Genomic DNA, 17,291 nt, shown 5'->3' with positions numbered 1-17,291 from the left:
GCCGCGCAAACAGGCCGGACAGATGACCGCACCCTGACAGGTCCAACCATCAAATCAATTTAACCCTTGCGCAGGGGCCATCCACAGATGACAGCACCGGGACAGTTCTACCAAATTGAAACCAGCTAGCGTTAGGCTGACAGCACCATCATGCCGCCTCACCAAGCCAGTCTCCCAAGGGGCCGCTTGCGGGGGGAGCGTCCTTGAAGTCTCCATCGAGAGCCATCTTTACTGCTGCGGCCGAGTTTGAGGCGCCGAGCTTGCGGATCATGTTAGCCCGATGAATTTCGACTGTTCGAGCGCTGATCGACAAGGCGTCACCGATTTGCTGGTTTGACATCCCATGAACCACACCGCTCAAAACTTCTCTCTCACGCGGGGTGAGCTGTTTAATCAGATACTTTGACCGGGCCTCCACGCGCGATTTGTCAGTTGCCTGGCTGGCTTCAGATTCGATCCGCTCGATAACCGGGGTAAGCTGTTCCATAGTGAATGGCCAGGCCAGGTAGCCATCCGCACCTGCCTTGACTGCTTGCACGACCCGGTCGGTGTCTATCCGGTCTGAATAGGCAATAACCGGATTGGACAACAGATTCTCCTCCAGCGAATTGACGATGTCAGCAATCGCCTGACCTTTATCAAGGGCGAGCAGGACCGCGTGCTCGAGCTTTTCGGGATCAATTTCGCGAACCCAACTGAATTGCGCAACAAACATTGAAGCTCCGGCGAGTCGGTCGCAAACCAGCGAGCGACGGCGGGAATCAGGGTCAATAAGCGCGAAGCAGTTGATAGTCATTTCAGCACCGCCTTTTGTTCAGGTTTATCTGGCCAGTTTTTCGGTATTTTTTCCCTTCCGATCTGTTGATCGATGACCCATTCGCCCAGTTGGTCAAAGCTGAGCGGAACGAGAAATCTTAGTCCTGCAATGCCAGCCTGCGTCCAGCGCACCACTGCCCATTTCAGCGCCATTCCCTGAAGCTCAATGGTCACTTCATCGAGCGGCTTGAGATATGGCGTGCGTACCTTCACCCCGTTTTGAGAGATATCGAGAAGCTCGACCGGCACCTGTCTGCCATCAAGCGACACGTGCGCCGCTGACCGCATCTGAAGGCGCGGCGCCCTTTTTGGCAGGCCAAAATCGCCGCCGTGTGACAGTCGTTCCAGGAGTTGCGGAACATCGACCGCATTGTCGAACTGAATGCCGATCTGGCGATTTCGCGACCAGACGACCTTGCCTTCGGCCGAGAAATCACAACCAAATGTTACCTCGATTGCTGTTTCATCTGCAAAATCGACATAGGACTTGGCCATCATGCCGGATGTGGAAATATTCCTGAGCAGGCAAAATGCCGCGATGTCTGAAGTTTCGACAAGAATCGGCCTGTAAACGGTCGTCGTCCTCGCTTGCTCGCGCTGATCGTCGATCTTTTGAGTGAATGCCGCGCCCATATTAACAGCCTGGGCCAGATTGTAATGATCTTTCAGTTATTACACCTATCGACCAGTCAATACTAAGTACATTTTCCTGACAGATCATGTGGCATTGCTCCATGAACATACTGCAATTATTTTCCACAGTATGCGGCAATGATGCATGAATCAGGTTTATTTTCAAAGCGTGTCACGGTTTCATTGCAGTATCGAGCTAATGCGCCGGAGGCACGATACAGTATCATGATCAGGCGATTAACCATGTATGTAGCTGCACATACGTAATTTACGCATCACCCCAAGCTCCGGGGCCGGCGGTGCATACCTAAGGGTTGGAAAGCCCTAAACTGGAGTGTATCATCACCCGTAGCTATCGCAGAAGCCAGCAATATCAGATCGATCATGGCTGGTGTGGTTGAAAGAAAGGCCAATTAAGTGAACGTTTACCACCGTTCCTGATTTATGTAATGTCACTTAATTTCTGGAGCTAGGATTTGGACCTTCCGCCTCAACAAGCCGACCTAAATAGAATTGAGGAGGAGATTACTGAAATCCTTGACGACGAGGTATTCCAGCGTTCGCCAGTGATGGCTCGATTGCTATCTTATCTCTTTGAGATGACGGCAAAAGGTACGCATATCAAATCATACACCATCGCGATCGACGCACTCGGAAAGACGGAGGGCGATACAAGCGATGCAGATACTTATGCCCGTGTCGCGGTCGCGCGGTTGAGGAAGGCGCTTGCCGCCTACTACGCAGCGCGGCCCAAACCGGAAGCAATCCACATCGACGCTGGTACATACAGAGTCCATCTTGTGCCGCATTCGACCGAAGGACAAGGGAGCCTATCGGATAAGCTCTCTTCTCCATTTAAGGCAGCACTCCGTTGGCTGGATAGTTATCCGCGCGCCGCCTGGATCTTTGCTGCCACTTTAGCGGTGCTGATACTCGCACGTGCCTATTTCTATTTCGCCTCGGATGAAGCACCTGAGGACTGGACGACATCGAACTTCCCTCAACTGGCCATCAGCTTCGAAAATGCGGAAGGCCAAGCTGCCGAATCGGATGAGATGCAAGAAACATTTCATTCGCTGCTGACGGGCTCGATCAGCGACTATGCGGGTATTGACCTTTTAACCAGTGGAAACGGGAAACCGGACTTCAGGCTGCACTTGCAGTCTAGTGGGCAATCTGCTGATCGCGTCTTTCAGGCCCGCCTGGTTGAGGAGGCAACCGGCAAGGTGGTCTGGCTCAAAAGCTTTCCCGCTTCGGACACACAAGCCATCAAGCGCAGTGCCGTTTCCATCGCGACGGCAATCGGTTCACCTGGTGGAGCAATTGCCAGCATCGACAGGGGAAGGAAGATAAGCGCTCGCTCGCCCTATGGATGCTGGCTGCGCTTCACAGAAAACCTGCAAACTTTCAATATCGCCGATACTGAACTGGCCGCCTGCGCAAGCGATTGGTATTCTCACGCTGATAACCAGTCGCTGGCCGCTTTTCTGTACAGCTGGACACTGATTGACAGGGCCACAATGGCAGCAAATCGCGACGAGCGAGAGGCGCTTTTGGACCAGGCGCTGAGCGTTGCGAATCGCGCAGTTTCGCTTCATCCCCAGGATGCGATCCTCTACGTCGTACAGATGCGTGCCCATATATTCCGAGGCAACCATCGTCTTACGCAGCAGGCAGCCGAGCGTGCTTTGGCTAACGCGCCGAACAACCGCGTGGTTGTTGGCTTCGCTGCCTATCTTCTGGCTATGTGTGACGATCCCAAGGGGGAAGAAATCCTGGTCTCGCTTGAAGAAGACGATCGAGATATCGCCTTGCCATGGGAACATGCCGGTCACTTTGTGGCAGCGATGATGCGGGATGACGTCGAAGCAGCTGGTGAGCATATGGAGCATCTTGAACAATTCGCATACGGTCAGCCTCGGATTTTGCTGCTTAAAGCTGCCCATGCTCGCAGGTCGGGCAATTCCGAGACGGCCCAAGCCGCGCTCCAGCAGTTGCGCGCTCAACCGAGTGCGGCCGGGCAAGGAAGTGATGAACTGGTTGCACGCTTGCCAATGGCACCTGAAGTCAAGGCTCGCCTCAAAGAATGGCTTGCCTACTCGATGCCAGAGACGCCGCAATAAGCGGCAGCTTCAGCCAGTTTGCCAAGGTATCGCCGCACGTTACGACAAGCTTGGCGGATACCTGGAAATCTTATGCCGCAGCGAACAGCAGCCGCCCTTCGCCAAGCCGATCCAGAACTTCGGCAATAATGTGTCTTTCAAAGGCGAAGCAACCCAGGCTGCGCCCGATGCGGCCTTGCGCAAGCGCCATCCGGTGGTCGACATAGTCGGCACCGTGGATCACAATGGCGCGGGCGAATGCCTTGTCGTTCACTTCTTCGAGCCCGTGCAAGCGGCGCGATTGGCCATGTTTGCCGTAATAGGCATCCCCAGTCAGATAACTGCCTTGCGATGACGCGTTTGAACCGGGCTGGTTGGAAAAATGCTGCACGAAGCCGCTGTTGACTGGGTCAGACCCGCGTCCGTGCGAAACGAGAAAGGATCGCTCGATCCGGCCAGCTTCGACATTGGCCAGATGAAAGCGCATCTCCTTCGAATGCTGTGAGAAGTCGGCGATACCGATCCGGTCACGAAACGCGATGTGCGAAGAATGCCGGTCTAATGCCGCAAGCGCCTGTTGCAGGAATTCGGGCTGATCGGCCGGTTTGGGCGCAGCAGGTACGGTAGGCGTCACTCGCCGAAATTCGGGTGCGGCGAACGATGCAGGTGCAGCAAGCGCTGCCCCTGCTGCCATGGACGCACCAAGGAAATGGCGACGGTTGAATATCATTTTGCGATCCAGTGGTATAGCTTCCCGAATTAGATCGTGCATTTTGGTGCCTTGGCAAGGGCAAGACGGGGAAGTAGCCGATGAAACGTGGCTTGATTGCGATAATCCTGTGTTTGACCCTTGCCGTTCCAGCAGCGGCAAGGGCGCAGGATGGCGGCTGGAGTGCAGCCGACGTCACTACCTTGAAGCGCTGGTTGGAAGCGGCCCCCCGCGATGCCTTGCCCGTGGTTTCAACTGAATCGCTGGATGCGGCGCAGGCCGCTGGCGATCCAGATCAGGTCAATGCCGAAGCGAGGAGTTTGGCACTTCAGTTGGCCCAGATGCATCTGTTGGGCAGCGCCGGGCAGGCCGAGCGGGCAGGCTGGCACATCGTCGATGGCGATGCGGAACTGGCGCTGGATGCAATGCTCGATCAGGCGGTAGCAAATGATATGCTTGATACATTCTTCGCCCTGATGCGGCCCCGGCACGCCCAATATGCGGCCTTGCGGGCGGCCTATGATACCGAGAGCGATCCTGACCGGCGCAAGGCAATTGCGCGCAATATGGAGCGCTGGCGCTGGATGCCACAGTCACTTGGAGACGATTTTGTCATTGTAAACATTCCGCAATTCGAGGCACAATTGTGGCGGGATGGGGAGCAATTTGACAGCTGGCGGGTAATCGTGGGCAAGGCATCCACGCCAACCCCGGCCTTCGATACCATCATTGAGGGTGTGATCCTGAATCCCTGGTGGGAAATCCCCGCCAGCATCGTGCGCGAGAGTGTGGGCGCGTTAATTCGCAGAAGCCCCTCGCTTGCAAGGCAGCGCGGCTATGTCTGGGGCAATGGGCGGTATCGGCAAAGGCCCGGGCCGAACAATGCACTTGGGCAGATGAAGCTGATCATGCCCAACCGGTTCTCGGTCTATATGCACGATACGCCCAACAAGCAGCTTTTCGAGGAAGAGGTTCGCGCCTTCAGCCATGGCTGCATCCGCACAGGCGATGCAATCGGTTATGCCGCGACCTTGCTGGAGGGGGTCAAGTCCCGCGAGGAAATCGATGCGATCGTCGCTTCGAACGCCACCACTTCGGTCAAGCTCGATCGATCGATCCCGGTCTATATCGCCTATTTCACTGCGGTGGCGGGCGATGCGGGCGAGATCGAAATCCTGCCTGACATCTATAACCGCGATCGCAACATCCGGTAAGGCACCAGTGTCTTCAGCGTGGCGAGACCCGCGCCCCGTCAATGATCGAGCCGCTGGGATTGACGATCACGACATCACCAGCATCGAGGCCCGACAGCACTTCGCCATACTCGTCATTGATATGACCGATTTCGAGCGCTGTATCGCGCGCCCTCGAACCGTCGAGCTTGAAAGCGTGCCAGCCGCCGTCCTGCCCGCGGAATAGCGCACCAATGGGGACGCGCAGCGCATCCTTCCTGCTCCACAACACTATGGTGGCGTCAATCTGGTATCCGTGCCCGAGACGGGCAGCTTGCTCCTCGCTGAGATTATCGAAGGCGATGATCACATTGACCCGCTGTTCCTCGATCCCGAGTGCCGAAATCTTCAGCCTCCCGAAGGGCTCGACCCGTTCGACCTTACCGATCAGGGGCTCCGGGCCGCCCCATTCGGAAATTTCCACCCTCGCGCCCGGCTTCACCTGCACAGCGTCGCGAGAGAGGAGGTCCACAACGGCCTCGATTCGGGCAGGATCGCCGATGGTGACCAGCGGCGTTCCCTCGGGAATTACGCCTTCGCTCTCATTGATGACCGACAGCACCGCACCGCTGGTGGGTGCGCGTACGGCAACCGCTTCGCCCGATGCCGCTCCGCCTGCCGATAGCAGGGCGCGGATCCGCGCCGCCTCAGCTTGCGCTTGCGCAAGCGCCGAACGATCGGTCATCACCCGGGTGCGCGCTGCTTCGAGCTGGGACTTTGCGAGGAAACCCCGCTGCGCCAGTTCCTCGGCGCGGGCGAGATCTCGTTGTGTCTGATCGAGCGACGCCGTGGCCCCCTGTGCCGCGGCCTTGGCCGCGCTCAGCGCCCCCTGCAACTCGGCTCTGGCGCGATTGTCGAGCGGCGTGGGCGGGCGACCGCTCATACGGGTTATCAGCGCCCCGCGTACAACCCGGTCACCCGCCTCTAGCTCGATCCGGCCGAGATATCCGGTGACCGGCGCTGAGACGACATAGTATTCCTCAGCGCGGGTCACTCCGTCATCGGTAATGCCGACCTGCATCGGGCCTTCGGTAACCTCTCCCGTATCAACCGCTGCAGCCTCAGGCCACAGCGCATAGGCCAGACCGGCGAGCACAATGGCCACTGTCAGTATGGCCCAACGCCATCTCTTGAACATGTCCCGGATCATTCGCGTGCCTTCAATACGCGGACCATGTCGAGCCGCATGACCCGCCGCGAGACAACTAGAGCGGTCAATGTCGCTGCAATCAAGACAATGATCACCGAATAGCCATAGCTCGAGCGCATCGGATCGAAGGGCAGACGGAACAGATCCGAGCTGAACATTATGGTCATCAGCTGCGCCAGCCAGTATCCGATGAAGCAACCGAAGGGCACTGCCATGGTCACCAGTAACGCCAGTTCGCCCACCAGCACTAGCCCCACCTCGTTGCGGAAATACCCCAGCACCCGCAAGGTCGCGAGCTCATGCGCGCGCTCCGAAAACAGGATTCGCGCACTGTTATAGACCACACCCACGGCAATCGCAGAGGCAAATGCGATGTAGAACGCGAGCATGGTGTAGATATTCTCGTCGATCACTTCCTCGAACTTCTCCAGCGCCGCATCGCGTTCTGTTACACCCAGCACCAGTGGCATTTCCTTGAGCTTTGTCAGAAGCCGGTCGCGCTGCAGCGGATCGATCCGCAGCTGGGCAGCCCCCACCGGAGCGGCATCGCGGGTGATCGCTGCGAGTGTCTCCTCTCCGGCATAGGCCTGCGCCCCGATGAATTCGTCGACGATGCTTGCAACCGGCATCAGGGCGGTGGTGCGCCTGCCGCCGAGCATTTCCACCAGCACCGTGTCACCCGCCGCGACCTGTAATTGACGGGCCAGCTGGCTGCTCAGCATCAGGCCCGCTGGCGGCATGGATATTTCTTCCGCGCCCGCATCGATTCGAGCAGTCAACTGTGTGTCGGGCGGTGCGCTTTCGATTGAAGTGCGTTCAACCAGATTGCCATTCGACATTCGCACCGGGATCGCGCGCACGGGTTCGACGCGCAGTACGCCCGGCATGCGCGCCAGCTCGAGGATGACGTCGCGATTGCGGGGTTCGGTGAAGGTCACAGTCAGGTCCTGCTTTTGCGACCGGAAGAAATAGCCGTCGAGCATCGAGCGACTCGAATCGAGGAATTGCATCGTCGCAAACAGCAGGCCGATCGAAAGCGATACGCCCAGAACAGTGATCGCCGAACGGCCCGGCCAGCGCGCGATGTGTCGCACGATCATGTGTCCAACCGATGTGAATCCGGCCTTGTAGCCAAGCCGCTCCACCATGCCCGCACTATATACCGGTGGCGGTGGGGGTGACATAGCCACTGCCGGGTTAAGCCGGACTGCCTCGCGGGTGCCGCCCAATGCGCCCAACACGGCCGCAGCCAGCGAAAGCAGCACCGCTGCCGCCAGAACGCTGCTGTCGAGCCGGTAGATCAGGAAAGGAAAGCGGTAATATTCGGCATAGAGCTGCGTCATCTCGCGGCCCATCCACATGCCGCCCAAGGTGCCCATCACTGTTGCCAGCAGGGCAATGGCAAGGGCGAATTTGACATAGTGCCAGCCAACTGCCCAGTCGGAATATCCGAACGCCTTGATCAGTCCGATTTGCGCGCGCTCGGTACGGATCAGGCGCCCTAGCACCACATAGACCAGGAACACCGAGACCAGCAGGAAAACCGGCGGGATGACCTTGGTCAGTGCTTCGAGCTGCATCAGTTCGTTGTCTAGGAACGCATGGGAGATGTGATCTTCGCGGCCATAGGCGCCGGTCCCTCCATAGGGGGCAAGCAACAGGTCGAGCGCGCGGATCACGTCGGCGCGAGGGGCGCCGCGCTCCAGCGTCAGCGAAAGCGAATTGATCGCTTCGGTGCGGTCGGTCGCGGCCTCGAGCGCCTGCTCACCCATCCAGAAGATACCGAAGCGGGAATCGTCGGGCACCAGCACGCCGGGCGCGAGGGCATAGATATAGTCGGGAGCGAGGCCGATCCCGACGATATTGAGCCGCTGCCTGCTGCCATAAATCAATGCGTCGATGCTGTCGCCCGGGCCGAGATTGTTGGCGCTGGCAAATGCCTCGTCCACCACCACTTCGCCGGGATAGCCAAGGCGCGGCGTGCGTCCCTGGCGCAAAGTGAGCCGGTTGAGCTGGTCGCGTCCGCGCTCATCGATCGAATTGATCAGCGCGCGCACGGGCACGACTTTGCCCGGCATGTCGAGCGTCGCGTATTGGCGTATCGTCCCTTCCGCGCGCCGCACGCCGGGGATATGGCTCACACGTTCGACAATCGAGCGTGGGGCACGAGTCATGTCTGCAAAGACATCGGCAAAATTGTTGCGCGCGTAATAGATGTCACGGGTATCGGTGAGAGAGGAATGAACGCTCATCGAAAGTACGAAGGTGGCGGTTGCGGCGGCCAGCACGACTGCAATCGCCAGCACCTGCCCGCGCATGCGCGACAGATCGCGTAGCAGCTTGATATCGAGCGCCTTCACCAGCTGATCCCGGCCGGTTCGATCGGAGTGGCGTTTTCCTCGATCCGCGCGATCTGGCCGTCGAGGAAGTGCAGCACGCGGTCGGCCATCGCGGCAATGCCGATGTTATGGGTGATCAGGATCACCGTAGTTCCTAGCTCGCGATTGGCCTGTGCCAGGGTTTCGAGCACTTTCACCCCGGTCGCACTGTCCAGCGCACCGGTCGGCTCGTCGCACAGCAGCACGCTCGGTTGCTTGGCGATGGCGCGGGCCACCGCCACGCGCTGTTGCTCTCCCCCCGAAAGCTGCGCAGGATAGTGATTTCGGCGGTCGGCGAGACCGACCAGTTCCAGTGCCTGCTCCGGCTCCATGGGATTTGCGGCGATATCGGTCACCAGGCGGACATTTTCCTCGGCGGTCAGGCTAGGGATGAGGTTATAGAACTGGAAAATGAAGCCGATTGACTGGCGCCGGAACCGGGTCAGATCGGCATCATCGAGCGCGGTAAGTTCGGTATCGCCAAAATGGAGCGTCCCAGATGTGGGCCGGTCGAGTCCGCCGACGATGTTCAGCAATGTCGATTTGCCGCTCCCCGATGGACCGAGCAGAAGCACGATTTCGCCCTTTGGAATGTCGAGATCGACCCCGCGCAAAGCATGTACTTGCGTCTCGCCCGTCTGGTAGATCTTGCGCAGGCTGCGACCCTGGAACGAATAATCTGTGCCGCGGCCCTGCATGATATCGGCAGCCTAGGTCATCAACTTGCCTTGACGCAACCAAATCCCGAATGGCGGGCGATGCGGGCGAAATCGAGATCCTGCCTGACATTTATAACCGCGATCGCAATATCAGGTGATCCCCAGGTGCCCGGCGGATAGCGCTCCTGCATAGGAGAGCGCCGCGCAATTACGGTTGCCCGCATCCTGCACGCGCTTTCCGGCAAGCCGGAATGCACTCGGTTCGTCGCACGCAGAGCACGCTTGGAACACATGGAACACGGTCAAGAAGTAAAAACTTCGCTTGGCGCAGCGGCAGGCGATGGAATGGGGGGCAGGGGTTCATGAGGGGCGGGACAAGGGCTTGCATGGCGCCGGACTAACAGATCGGGGCAGGGTAGGAAATTTGGCTCGCGCGGAGGCCCGGCGGCGGACGAGGTGGTGATAGATCGCAAAACGCGAATTGCCGATCGCGCGCAGCATCGCATCGCGCAGTTCGGCGCGGTAATTGAGCTCATCGCTATCGGCGGTCTCGAACAGCAGCCCGCTGAGGCTGATAGTCTGCATCAAGAGGCCATCGCGCGCCTCGATGGTGTAATCGTCAATATAGCGCAATGTCAGCAGCTTAGCCATTCCCCGGCGAGCACCAGATGAAGCCAGCGAAAAACTAGCCGAATCACCGGAATTCTGCGCTGCCTTCAGAGGCAGCATTCGAACTGCGGGAGCAAAAGATTCCGCTGCTAACCAGCCCGGCGCCGGACTTGATCCGAGGCGTTCTGCCTCTCGGCTAGACACTGCAAGACAGGGTTGTGGGCCCAATTAAGTATGCGGTCTATGGAATTCCTCGCATGGCGATGTGATGAGGATAGGTCAATTTAGTGCACTGTCACCGTAATTCCAAGCCTCCTTACACATTCAGAAAAGCTCTTCAATTAAAAATCTTATTGATTAAACAGCCGGCCCCGATTAATCTAATGACCCAAATTCTCTTGAAAATTACGGTGACAGTGCATTAAATTCGTTCGGTGTGTGTGACTTCTTGCCTTTGGGCCCGCGCTTGCCGGGCCTGGGATCGCGGCCCAACATGGCTTCGACCCGTTCAAGAAAATCGCTCGATCCCAAGGGTCTCCCCGTGCTCTCCGATTGGCGCAGTGCCTTGGTCAGATCCTCGTCCTCAGCAGATCGAAGCAGCGCCTCGAAGTCTGGTACGCGCTCCAACACTGGAGCGGTATCGGTGATCCCGTCGCCCTTCTTCGGATCGAGCAGCGCATGCACGCTTGACCAGCGCCAGTCCTGCGCCCGTTTTGCCAGCCGCGCGCGCACCGGGTTCATCGCGACATAGCGCAAGGCGGCGAGCAGATGTGGTTCGTCCATCGCCACACAGCCAAATCGGCCCTGCCAGAAATGGCCGGTGCGTTTCTCGCGTGAATGAATGCGTCCGGCATAGCCACGATGTACCTTGGAAAGCGCCGCGCGCAGCGCATCGACATGTTCGGGCACAAGGATCAGGTGGACATGATTGGGCATCAACACCCAGCTCCACACCGCAACATCGTTCGAAGCGCAATGCTCGGCGAGCAGGTCGCGATAGGCGGCGTAGTCATCCTGAGAGAAGAAGGTCTGCTGCCGCCCATTGCCGCGCTGCGTCACGTGATGTGGAGTGCCGGGGAGCACGAAGCGAGCAAGGCGTGCCATCATGAATGACTAGTTGGGGCAGCGGATGAAGTCAATTAAGTGCACTGTCACCGTAATGCGTAATCTTTTTCAATCAGCTTTTTAGCTTCGGCAATAGCTTCTTGGTAAATGACTATGTGTCTTTTGAAAAATTGGTCCTCGGACCAAAAACCCCGTTTCACCATCTGGTCGATATCGTCAGCTTCACTACAGATCAATGTGAGATCGGCCACACAATTGTTGTCGAAATCAAACCCGAGATTTTGCAGCAAAAAGGAAAGCGTGCAAGCGCAATCAATCAAGGTGGCCTCATCGTTTGGAGATTCTCTCACGACGTTCCAAAACGTAGCGATCAGCCGATTAGGATCAGTATCCATCTTTAAACTAAGTCCTAGCCCTATTGATCGACCACATGCCATTTTGCTTCCTGTAACTCCCCAGTTCTAGAGTTGCGGAAGGCGTGAATTTGCACCTTAGTTCCATCCGAACCCTCTGCCAATGTGTCTGAAGTTACTTTCTGCCATTCGCCCGGTTTTCCTCCGTAATCCTTAGCCAGGCGGTCAGCTTGATCCGTTACCCTTCCGTTCTTGGCTCCTGGTCCACCGAGTACTGTCCCCTTGCCGCTCCTTAGGTTCTGCAACGCCTTCACGCTTACTTTCTCAAGTTCGCGGGCCGCGAGTTTGGTCGAGGCTACGGTGCCCATCCTGAATGTACCGCTTCCAACTTTGAGGAACTTGGCTGGCTTAAAAGCCGTAGTTACTACCGCAATTGCAAGATTCTTGAATGAAGGATCGCGCGCGGCCGTGGTTATATCACCGACAAGGAAATCAATTGCAGCCGCTCCTATGTCGGCCCTTGCTTGATTGTGTTGCTCCCAGCATGCGGAATTGCCACCACAAATAACAGCCGTAGTGCCGGGAACACTCTGCTTACCATCGACGTCTACCATATTCACCGGATCATTTCCGACATAGGCGTAGAGGTTGAACTGGTCCTCATACCCAATCGGATCGGTTTGCATGAAGCGGCCAAGCGTGGGCGATTAGATCCGCGCCTTATAGTAATACATGCCGATCTCTGGCAGCCAAGCCTGGCTAATGTAGCGGAACCGCCCCTTGCTCGCCAATGCCTGCCCAGGACCCCGATCCGGGGTCGGTGCCCGAGGCGCTGTCGGGAATGCCGAATTGTCCTCACTCCGTTCGTTCAGCTTCGCTTCCGCAGCTGCACCCTCAACCCGCACCCTCAAGCTGCGGCCTTGCGCTGTTCGGGGCGGCTTGCGGGTGTGCGCGGGGCGGGGATCTTGCTGGCGAACCACACCTGCCGCCGCCCGTTGTCCTTGGCTTGATAGAGCGCCTCGTCCGCGGTGGCAAAGGCGTCTCCCAGATCGACCCTGCCAGCCCGCGGCAGGATCGCCACCCCGATGCTGCAACTGATCTCGTGCACCTCGCCGCCTGGCCCCGCCTCGGCCCAGCGCAGCTTCTCGTGGCACAATCGCTCGGCAAAGTCGCGGACGCGCGCCTCGCCCTGGAAGCGCGCGAGCAGCACGAACTCCTCCCCACCGAAGCGTGCAACAAGGTCCTCGGCGCGGCAGGCATCGCGCAGCCTGCCCGCGAATTGCAGAAGTATCACGTCGCCATGCGCATGGCCGAAACTGTCGTTGACCTGCTTGAAATGATCGATGTCGAGGATCATCAGCGCGTGCACGCCCTGCCTGCGGTCTGCCCTGGCGAAGATGCTGTTAAACCGGGTGATGAAGGCGCGGCGATTGGGGATGCCGGTCAACTCGTCGGTCTGCGCCAGCTGCATCACCTGGTCGCGTTCCTGCTCGATCCTGTCACGCTCGCGGCGCAGCGATAGGGCGCACAGCGCCACCACCACGCTGGTGGTGAACGCCTCGATCAGCACTGCGGTATAGAAGCCGAGATCGAAGATCGGCAGATCGGCAATCACGCCGTTGGCGCGCAGCACCCGGCTGACCGCGACCAGGCCCACTCCCGAAAGCCCCAGCAGTTGCAGCATCGCCATCCGGTCGCCCTTGATCGCATTGCGCACCAGCACGGAAATGGCGGTGAGCACCATCGCGCCAAAAGCGAGATGGATGATCTGCGCGCCCACAAACGGCAGCCATGGCGATGCCAGTATGATTGCGAAAGTAACCGCGCAGCAGCCGAACCCGGCGATGTGGAGCGCGCGCAGCCATGCCGCCCCCATCAGTTCGCGGCTGCACAGCCTGCCGATCAACAGGCAGGCCGACATGGCCACCCAGCCAAGCGCAAGATAGACGGTGATCGAGCGCTGCACCATCGTCGCCTGCGGAAACAGATCGAAGATGATCCCCGACCAGGCGATGTGATTGACGATGAGGCCCGTCACCATCATCGTGTGGAACAGGATGAACCTTTCGCGCAGCGCGAGGAAGAACACGCCGTTGAGCAGCAGCGGGGCGAACAGCAGGCCCATCACCAGCGCGCTGCTTATGCGGCCACTGTGATGGAGCGCGATATCGTGTGCCCGCTCGGCCAGCTCGATGTCATACCAGTTGGTCGGATCGAAGGGGTTGTCGATCTTGAGCAGGATGGCGGTGGGGCGCACCCCCGCCTCGTCCATATAGGGCAGCGAGACGGCATAGGGTGCCCGCCACCGCGCTGTCTGGTCGGCCAGCGAATGATCGGTGGTAATCAGCCGCCCATCGGCAAATTGGCGGGTCAGCGTGAAGGCACCGTGGCGTGAGGTGCGCACGCGCAGCACCGGATCACCCAGGCCTTCATCCGCCGCGCCGATATCGGCCGCGATCCAAAGCGTATAGGTGGCTTTCGCCATCTTGTCCGGCCCGCAATCGAACTCGGCACGCCGCGCCATGATCTGCGCCGGGGTCGCCTCGGCAGAACCGGCGAGGGTGCACAGCTGCGGGCCAAGCTGGCGCAGCTCGGCCGCATGCGCGGCATGAACGGGCACCATGCCGATAACGGCAAGCACCAGCCACAGGCCGATAAGCTTTGCGAACCCGAACAATGCGCGCCCCCTTTGATGGTAGGGAGAGATACCGAGTGAGCGTTAAGAAACCTTGTTCACCAGACAGTTGGTTGAAATCCGGGGACGACGAACTTGGTAAAGACAAGCCAAGATGGCGGTTGGTGCGAAGTTCATCACTGTTTTCGCGGCACAGCTGCACGCGCAATTGAACCGCGGATGGAGAGCGCCAACCGGATGATACAAGCAATTTCTCGCGATCCGGCCCGCCAGCCATGTTCTTCAGGATGCGCATGGACCTAGCGCGCACGAATGATATGGAGGGGCCGAGAATCGAAGGAGGTTATCTTGTCCAGCACCGTTCCCGCATATCCCGCACTCAATCTGCTGATCGGTGAAGAGGCGATCGGCGCTTCCGGTCGCGAAACAATCGATGTGCTCGATCCCGCGACGGGCGAGGTCATCGCCGCACTGCCCAAGGCGACCACGGCCGATCTTGACGCAGCGCTGGAGGCTGCCGCGCGCGGCTTCAAGCAATGGCGCGCGACCTCTGCCGACCAGCGCGAAGCGGTGCTGCGCAAGGGCGCGGCGCTGATCCGCGAGCGGGCCAAGGATATCGGCGCGGCCATCACCCGCGAACAGGGCAAGCCGCTGAAGGAAGCGGTGGGCGAGACGATCTATTGCGCCATGCTGCTCGAATTCTACGCCGGTGAATGCAAGCGGCTCTATGGCAAAACGCTGGTTCGTCCGGACGGTCAGCGGGTCGAAGTGAGGCACGAGCCGGTTGGCCCGGTGGCGGGCTTTTCGGCGTGGAATTTCCCTGCGCTCAACGTGATCCGCAAGGTTGGCGGGCCGCTGGCGGCGGGCTGTTCGGTCATCGTCAAGCCGTCGGAGGAAACGCCGGCGGGCGGGCTGGGTATCGTCCAGGCCTTGCGCGATGCCGGGGTGCCCGCTGACGTATGCCAGGCCGTGTTCGGTGTGCCCGACGACATCAGCCGCCATCTGCTCGCGAGCCCGGTTATCCGCAAACTCACCTTCACCGGCTCGACCGCGGTGGGCAAGCATCTTGCCAAGCTGGCGGCGGAGAACCTTCAGCGCGCCACGCTGGAGCTGGGCGGGCATGGGCCGGTGCTGGTGTTCAATGATGCCGACATCGACAAGGCGCTCGATACCATGGCGGGCAACAAGTTCCGCAATGCCGGGCAGGTCTGCGTCAGCCCCACGCGCTTCCTGGTAGAAGAGGACGTGTTCGAGCGCTTCCGTGACGGCTTTGTCGAGCGGGCGAAGGCGGTCAAGGTCGGCAATGGCTTCGACGGCGACACGGTAATGGGCCCTATGGCGAGCCAGCGCGGCCCGGATGGCATTCAGGCCAAGCTGGCCGACGCGATCGAAAAGGGAGCCAAGCTGGGCGCGGGCGGAAACCGCATCGGCAACCAGGGCTATTTCCATGAGCCCACCGTGCTGAGCGAAGTGCCGCTCGACGCGACCATCATGAATGAGGAGCCGTTCGGCCCGGTCGCCCTGATCAACCCGATGAAGGGCGAGGAAGCGATGATCGAGGAAGCCAACCGGCTGCCTTATGGCCTTGCCGCCTATGCCTGGACCCAGGATGCGAAGCGCCGGATGCGGCTGGCCAGCGAGATCGAAGCGGGCATGATCGCGATCAATGGCGGCACGGTGAGCGCGGTGGATGCGCCCTTTGGCGGCGTCAAATGGTCGGGTTACGGGCTTGAGGATGGCGCCGAGGGTGTCACCGCCTGCATGGTCTCCAAAACTATCCACGAAGCCGTCTGAGGGAAGGAAGCCCGAATGAAGACCCGTGCCGCTGTGGCTTTTGAGGCCAAGAAGCCGTTGGAAATTGTCGAAGTTGAACTTGAGGGGCCGAAAGCGGGCGAAGTGCTGGTGGAGATCATGGCCACCGGCATCTGCCATACCGATGCCTATACGCTCGACGGGTTCGATTCCGAAGGCATCTTCCCCAGCATCCTGGGCCATGAGGGCGCCGGGATCGTGCGTGAAGTTGGGCCGGGCGTGAGCTCGGTGAAGCCGGATGACCACGTGATCCCGCTCTACACGCCCGAATGCCGCCAGTGTAAGTCGTGCCTGTCGGGCAAGACCAATCTGTGCACCGCGATCCGCGCGACGCAGGGCCAGGGGCTGATGCCCGATGGGACATCGCGCTTCAGCTACAAGGGGCAGACGATCTTCCACTACATGGGCTGCTCGACCTTTTCGAACTTCACCGTGCTGCCCGAGATCGCGGTGGCGAAGATCCGCAAGGATGCGCCGTTCCAGAGCAGCTGCTACATCGGCTGCGGCGTGACCACGGGCGTCGGTGCTGTGATCAACACCGCCAAGGTGCAGGTGGGCGACAATGTGGTGGTGTTCGGCCTCGGCGGGATCGGCCTCAACGTGATCCAGGGCGCGCGTCTAGCTGGTGCGAACAGGATTATCGGTGTCGATATCAACCCGGATCGCGAGGAATGGGGCCGCAAGTTCGGCATGACCGAATTTCTCAATTCGAAGGGCATGAGCCGCGAGGACATCGTGGCGAAGATCGTGCTGATGACTGATGGCGGGGCGGATTATACCTTCGATGCGACCGGCAATACCGAAGTGATGCGCACCGCGCTGGAGGCCTGCCACCGCGGCTGGGGAACCAGCATCATTATCGGCGTGGCCGAGGCGGGCAAGGAAATCGCCACCCGTCCGTTCCAGCTGGTGACAGGGCGCAACTGGCGCGGCACCGCCTTTGGGGGTGCGAAGGGCCGCACTGACGTGCCCAAGATCGTCGACATGTACATGACCGGCAAGATCGAGATCGACCCGATGATCACCCATGTGATGGGCCTCGAAGATATCAACACCGCCTTCGACCTGATGCATGAAGGCAAGTCGATCCGCTCGGTCGTCGTCTATTGAGTTCCTTTCGCTTGACCGGACCCCTCCG

At 59.4% G+C, this 17,291-nt stretch carries 14 protein-coding genes and 2 pseudogenes; 4 read left to right on the top strand and 12 right to left on the bottom strand.

Annotated features, from left to right (window positions below; all coding sequences use genetic code 11):
• Positions 1-148 precede the first annotated feature (148 nt).
• Positions 149-796, bottom strand: a complete 648-nt coding sequence (locus tag ACX2DJ_RS10665) for a LuxR C-terminal-related transcriptional regulator (protein WP_462572510.1) — start codon at positions 794-796, stop codon at positions 149-151.
• Positions 793-1,449 carry a PilZ domain-containing protein gene (locus ACX2DJ_RS10660; RefSeq protein ID WP_462572509.1) on the bottom strand — a complete coding sequence of 219 codons (657 nt, stop codon included), beginning with the start codon at positions 1,447-1,449 and terminating at the stop codon, positions 793-795. The genes ACX2DJ_RS10665 and ACX2DJ_RS10660 overlap by 4 nt, the downstream gene beginning before the upstream one ends.
• Before the next feature lie 476 nt (positions 1,450-1,925).
• Here ACX2DJ_RS10660 and ACX2DJ_RS10655 point away from each other — a divergent pair, with 476 nt between their 5' ends.
• Positions 1,926-3,572 carry a tetratricopeptide repeat protein gene (locus ACX2DJ_RS10655; RefSeq protein ID WP_462572508.1) on the top strand — a complete coding sequence of 549 codons (1,647 nt, stop codon included), beginning with the start codon at positions 1,926-1,928 and terminating at the stop codon, positions 3,570-3,572.
• Between the two features lie 70 nt (positions 3,573-3,642).
• Here the strand turns inward: ACX2DJ_RS10655 and ACX2DJ_RS10650 are convergent, their stop codons facing one another.
• Positions 3,643-4,281: a murein L,D-transpeptidase catalytic domain family protein gene (locus ACX2DJ_RS10650; protein WP_462572507.1), complete on the bottom strand. Its 639-nt coding sequence runs from the start codon at positions 4,279-4,281 to the stop codon at positions 3,643-3,645.
• An 80-nt stretch (positions 4,282-4,361) separates the two neighbouring features.
• Between ACX2DJ_RS10650 and ACX2DJ_RS10645 the strand changes: the two genes are divergently transcribed.
• Positions 4,362-5,474, top strand: coding sequence for a L,D-transpeptidase family protein (locus ACX2DJ_RS10645; RefSeq protein WP_462572506.1), 1,113 nt, complete (start codon positions 4,362-4,364; stop codon positions 5,472-5,474).
• Positions 5,475-5,487: 13 nt separating this feature from the next.
• Here ACX2DJ_RS10645 and ACX2DJ_RS10640 read toward each other — a convergent pair whose 3' ends face one another.
• From ACX2DJ_RS10640 to ACX2DJ_RS10600, 9 genes and pseudogenes are all read right to left on the bottom strand, one after another.
• A complete protein-coding gene (locus ACX2DJ_RS10640) occupies positions 5,488-6,630 on the bottom strand; it encodes an efflux RND transporter periplasmic adaptor subunit (RefSeq protein WP_462572505.1) in 1,143 nt (380 codons plus the stop codon).
• 8 nt (positions 6,631-6,638) lie between these two features.
• On the bottom strand, positions 6,639-9,002 hold the full coding sequence (locus ACX2DJ_RS10635; RefSeq protein WP_462572504.1) for an ABC transporter permease: 2,364 nt from the start codon (positions 9,000-9,002) through the stop codon (positions 6,639-6,641).
• Positions 8,999-9,718 carry an ABC transporter ATP-binding protein gene (locus ACX2DJ_RS10630; protein ID WP_462572503.1) on the bottom strand — a complete coding sequence of 240 codons (720 nt, stop codon included), beginning with the start codon at positions 9,716-9,718 and terminating at the stop codon, positions 8,999-9,001. The genes ACX2DJ_RS10635 and ACX2DJ_RS10630 overlap by 4 nt, the downstream gene beginning before the upstream one ends.
• A 20-nt stretch (positions 9,719-9,738) precedes the next feature.
• Positions 9,739-9,870 carry a hypothetical protein gene (locus ACX2DJ_RS10625; RefSeq protein WP_462572502.1) on the bottom strand — a complete coding sequence of 44 codons (132 nt, stop codon included), beginning with the start codon at positions 9,868-9,870 and terminating at the stop codon, positions 9,739-9,741.
• A gap of 226 nt (positions 9,871-10,096) precedes the next feature.
• Positions 10,097-10,312 (bottom strand): annotated as a pseudogene (locus tag ACX2DJ_RS10620) (hypothetical protein); the annotation flags it as partial.
• 381 nt (positions 10,313-10,693) lie between these two features.
• A complete protein-coding gene (locus ACX2DJ_RS10615; protein ID WP_462572501.1) occupies positions 10,694-11,395 on the bottom strand; it encodes a transposase in 702 nt (233 codons plus the stop codon).
• 44 nt (positions 11,396-11,439) lie between these two features.
• A complete protein-coding gene (locus ACX2DJ_RS10610; protein ID WP_462572500.1) occupies positions 11,440-11,748 on the bottom strand; it encodes a hypothetical protein in 309 nt (102 codons plus the stop codon).
• 20 nt (positions 11,749-11,768) lie between these two features.
• Positions 11,769-12,401 (bottom strand): annotated as a pseudogene (locus ACX2DJ_RS10605) (RHS repeat-associated core domain-containing protein); the annotation flags it as partial.
• Between the two features lie 212 nt (positions 12,402-12,613).
• The gene (locus tag ACX2DJ_RS10600) at positions 12,614-14,383 is read right to left on the bottom strand and encodes a GGDEF domain-containing protein (RefSeq protein ID WP_462572499.1); all 1,770 of its coding nucleotides are present in this window, start codon (positions 14,381-14,383) and stop codon (positions 12,614-12,616) included.
• A 306-nt stretch (positions 14,384-14,689) separates the two neighbouring features.
• On the opposite strand from ACX2DJ_RS10600, the gene ACX2DJ_RS10595 reads away from it, so the two are divergent.
• Entirely contained in the window at positions 14,690-16,135 is a 1,446-nt protein-coding gene (locus ACX2DJ_RS10595) for an NAD-dependent succinate-semialdehyde dehydrogenase (protein WP_462572498.1), read from the top strand.
• A 15-nt stretch (positions 16,136-16,150) separates the two neighbouring features.
• Positions 16,151-17,263: an S-(hydroxymethyl)glutathione dehydrogenase/class III alcohol dehydrogenase gene (locus ACX2DJ_RS10590; protein WP_462572497.1), complete on the top strand. Its 1,113-nt coding sequence runs from the start codon at positions 16,151-16,153 to the stop codon at positions 17,261-17,263.
• The last annotated feature ends 28 nt before the right edge of the window (positions 17,264-17,291 follow it).

Source organism: Altererythrobacter chaiwopuensis, from assembly GCF_054957755.1.
The sequence above is the reverse complement of the archived record's forward strand: the minus strand, read 5'-3'. Positions and strand labels throughout refer to the sequence as shown.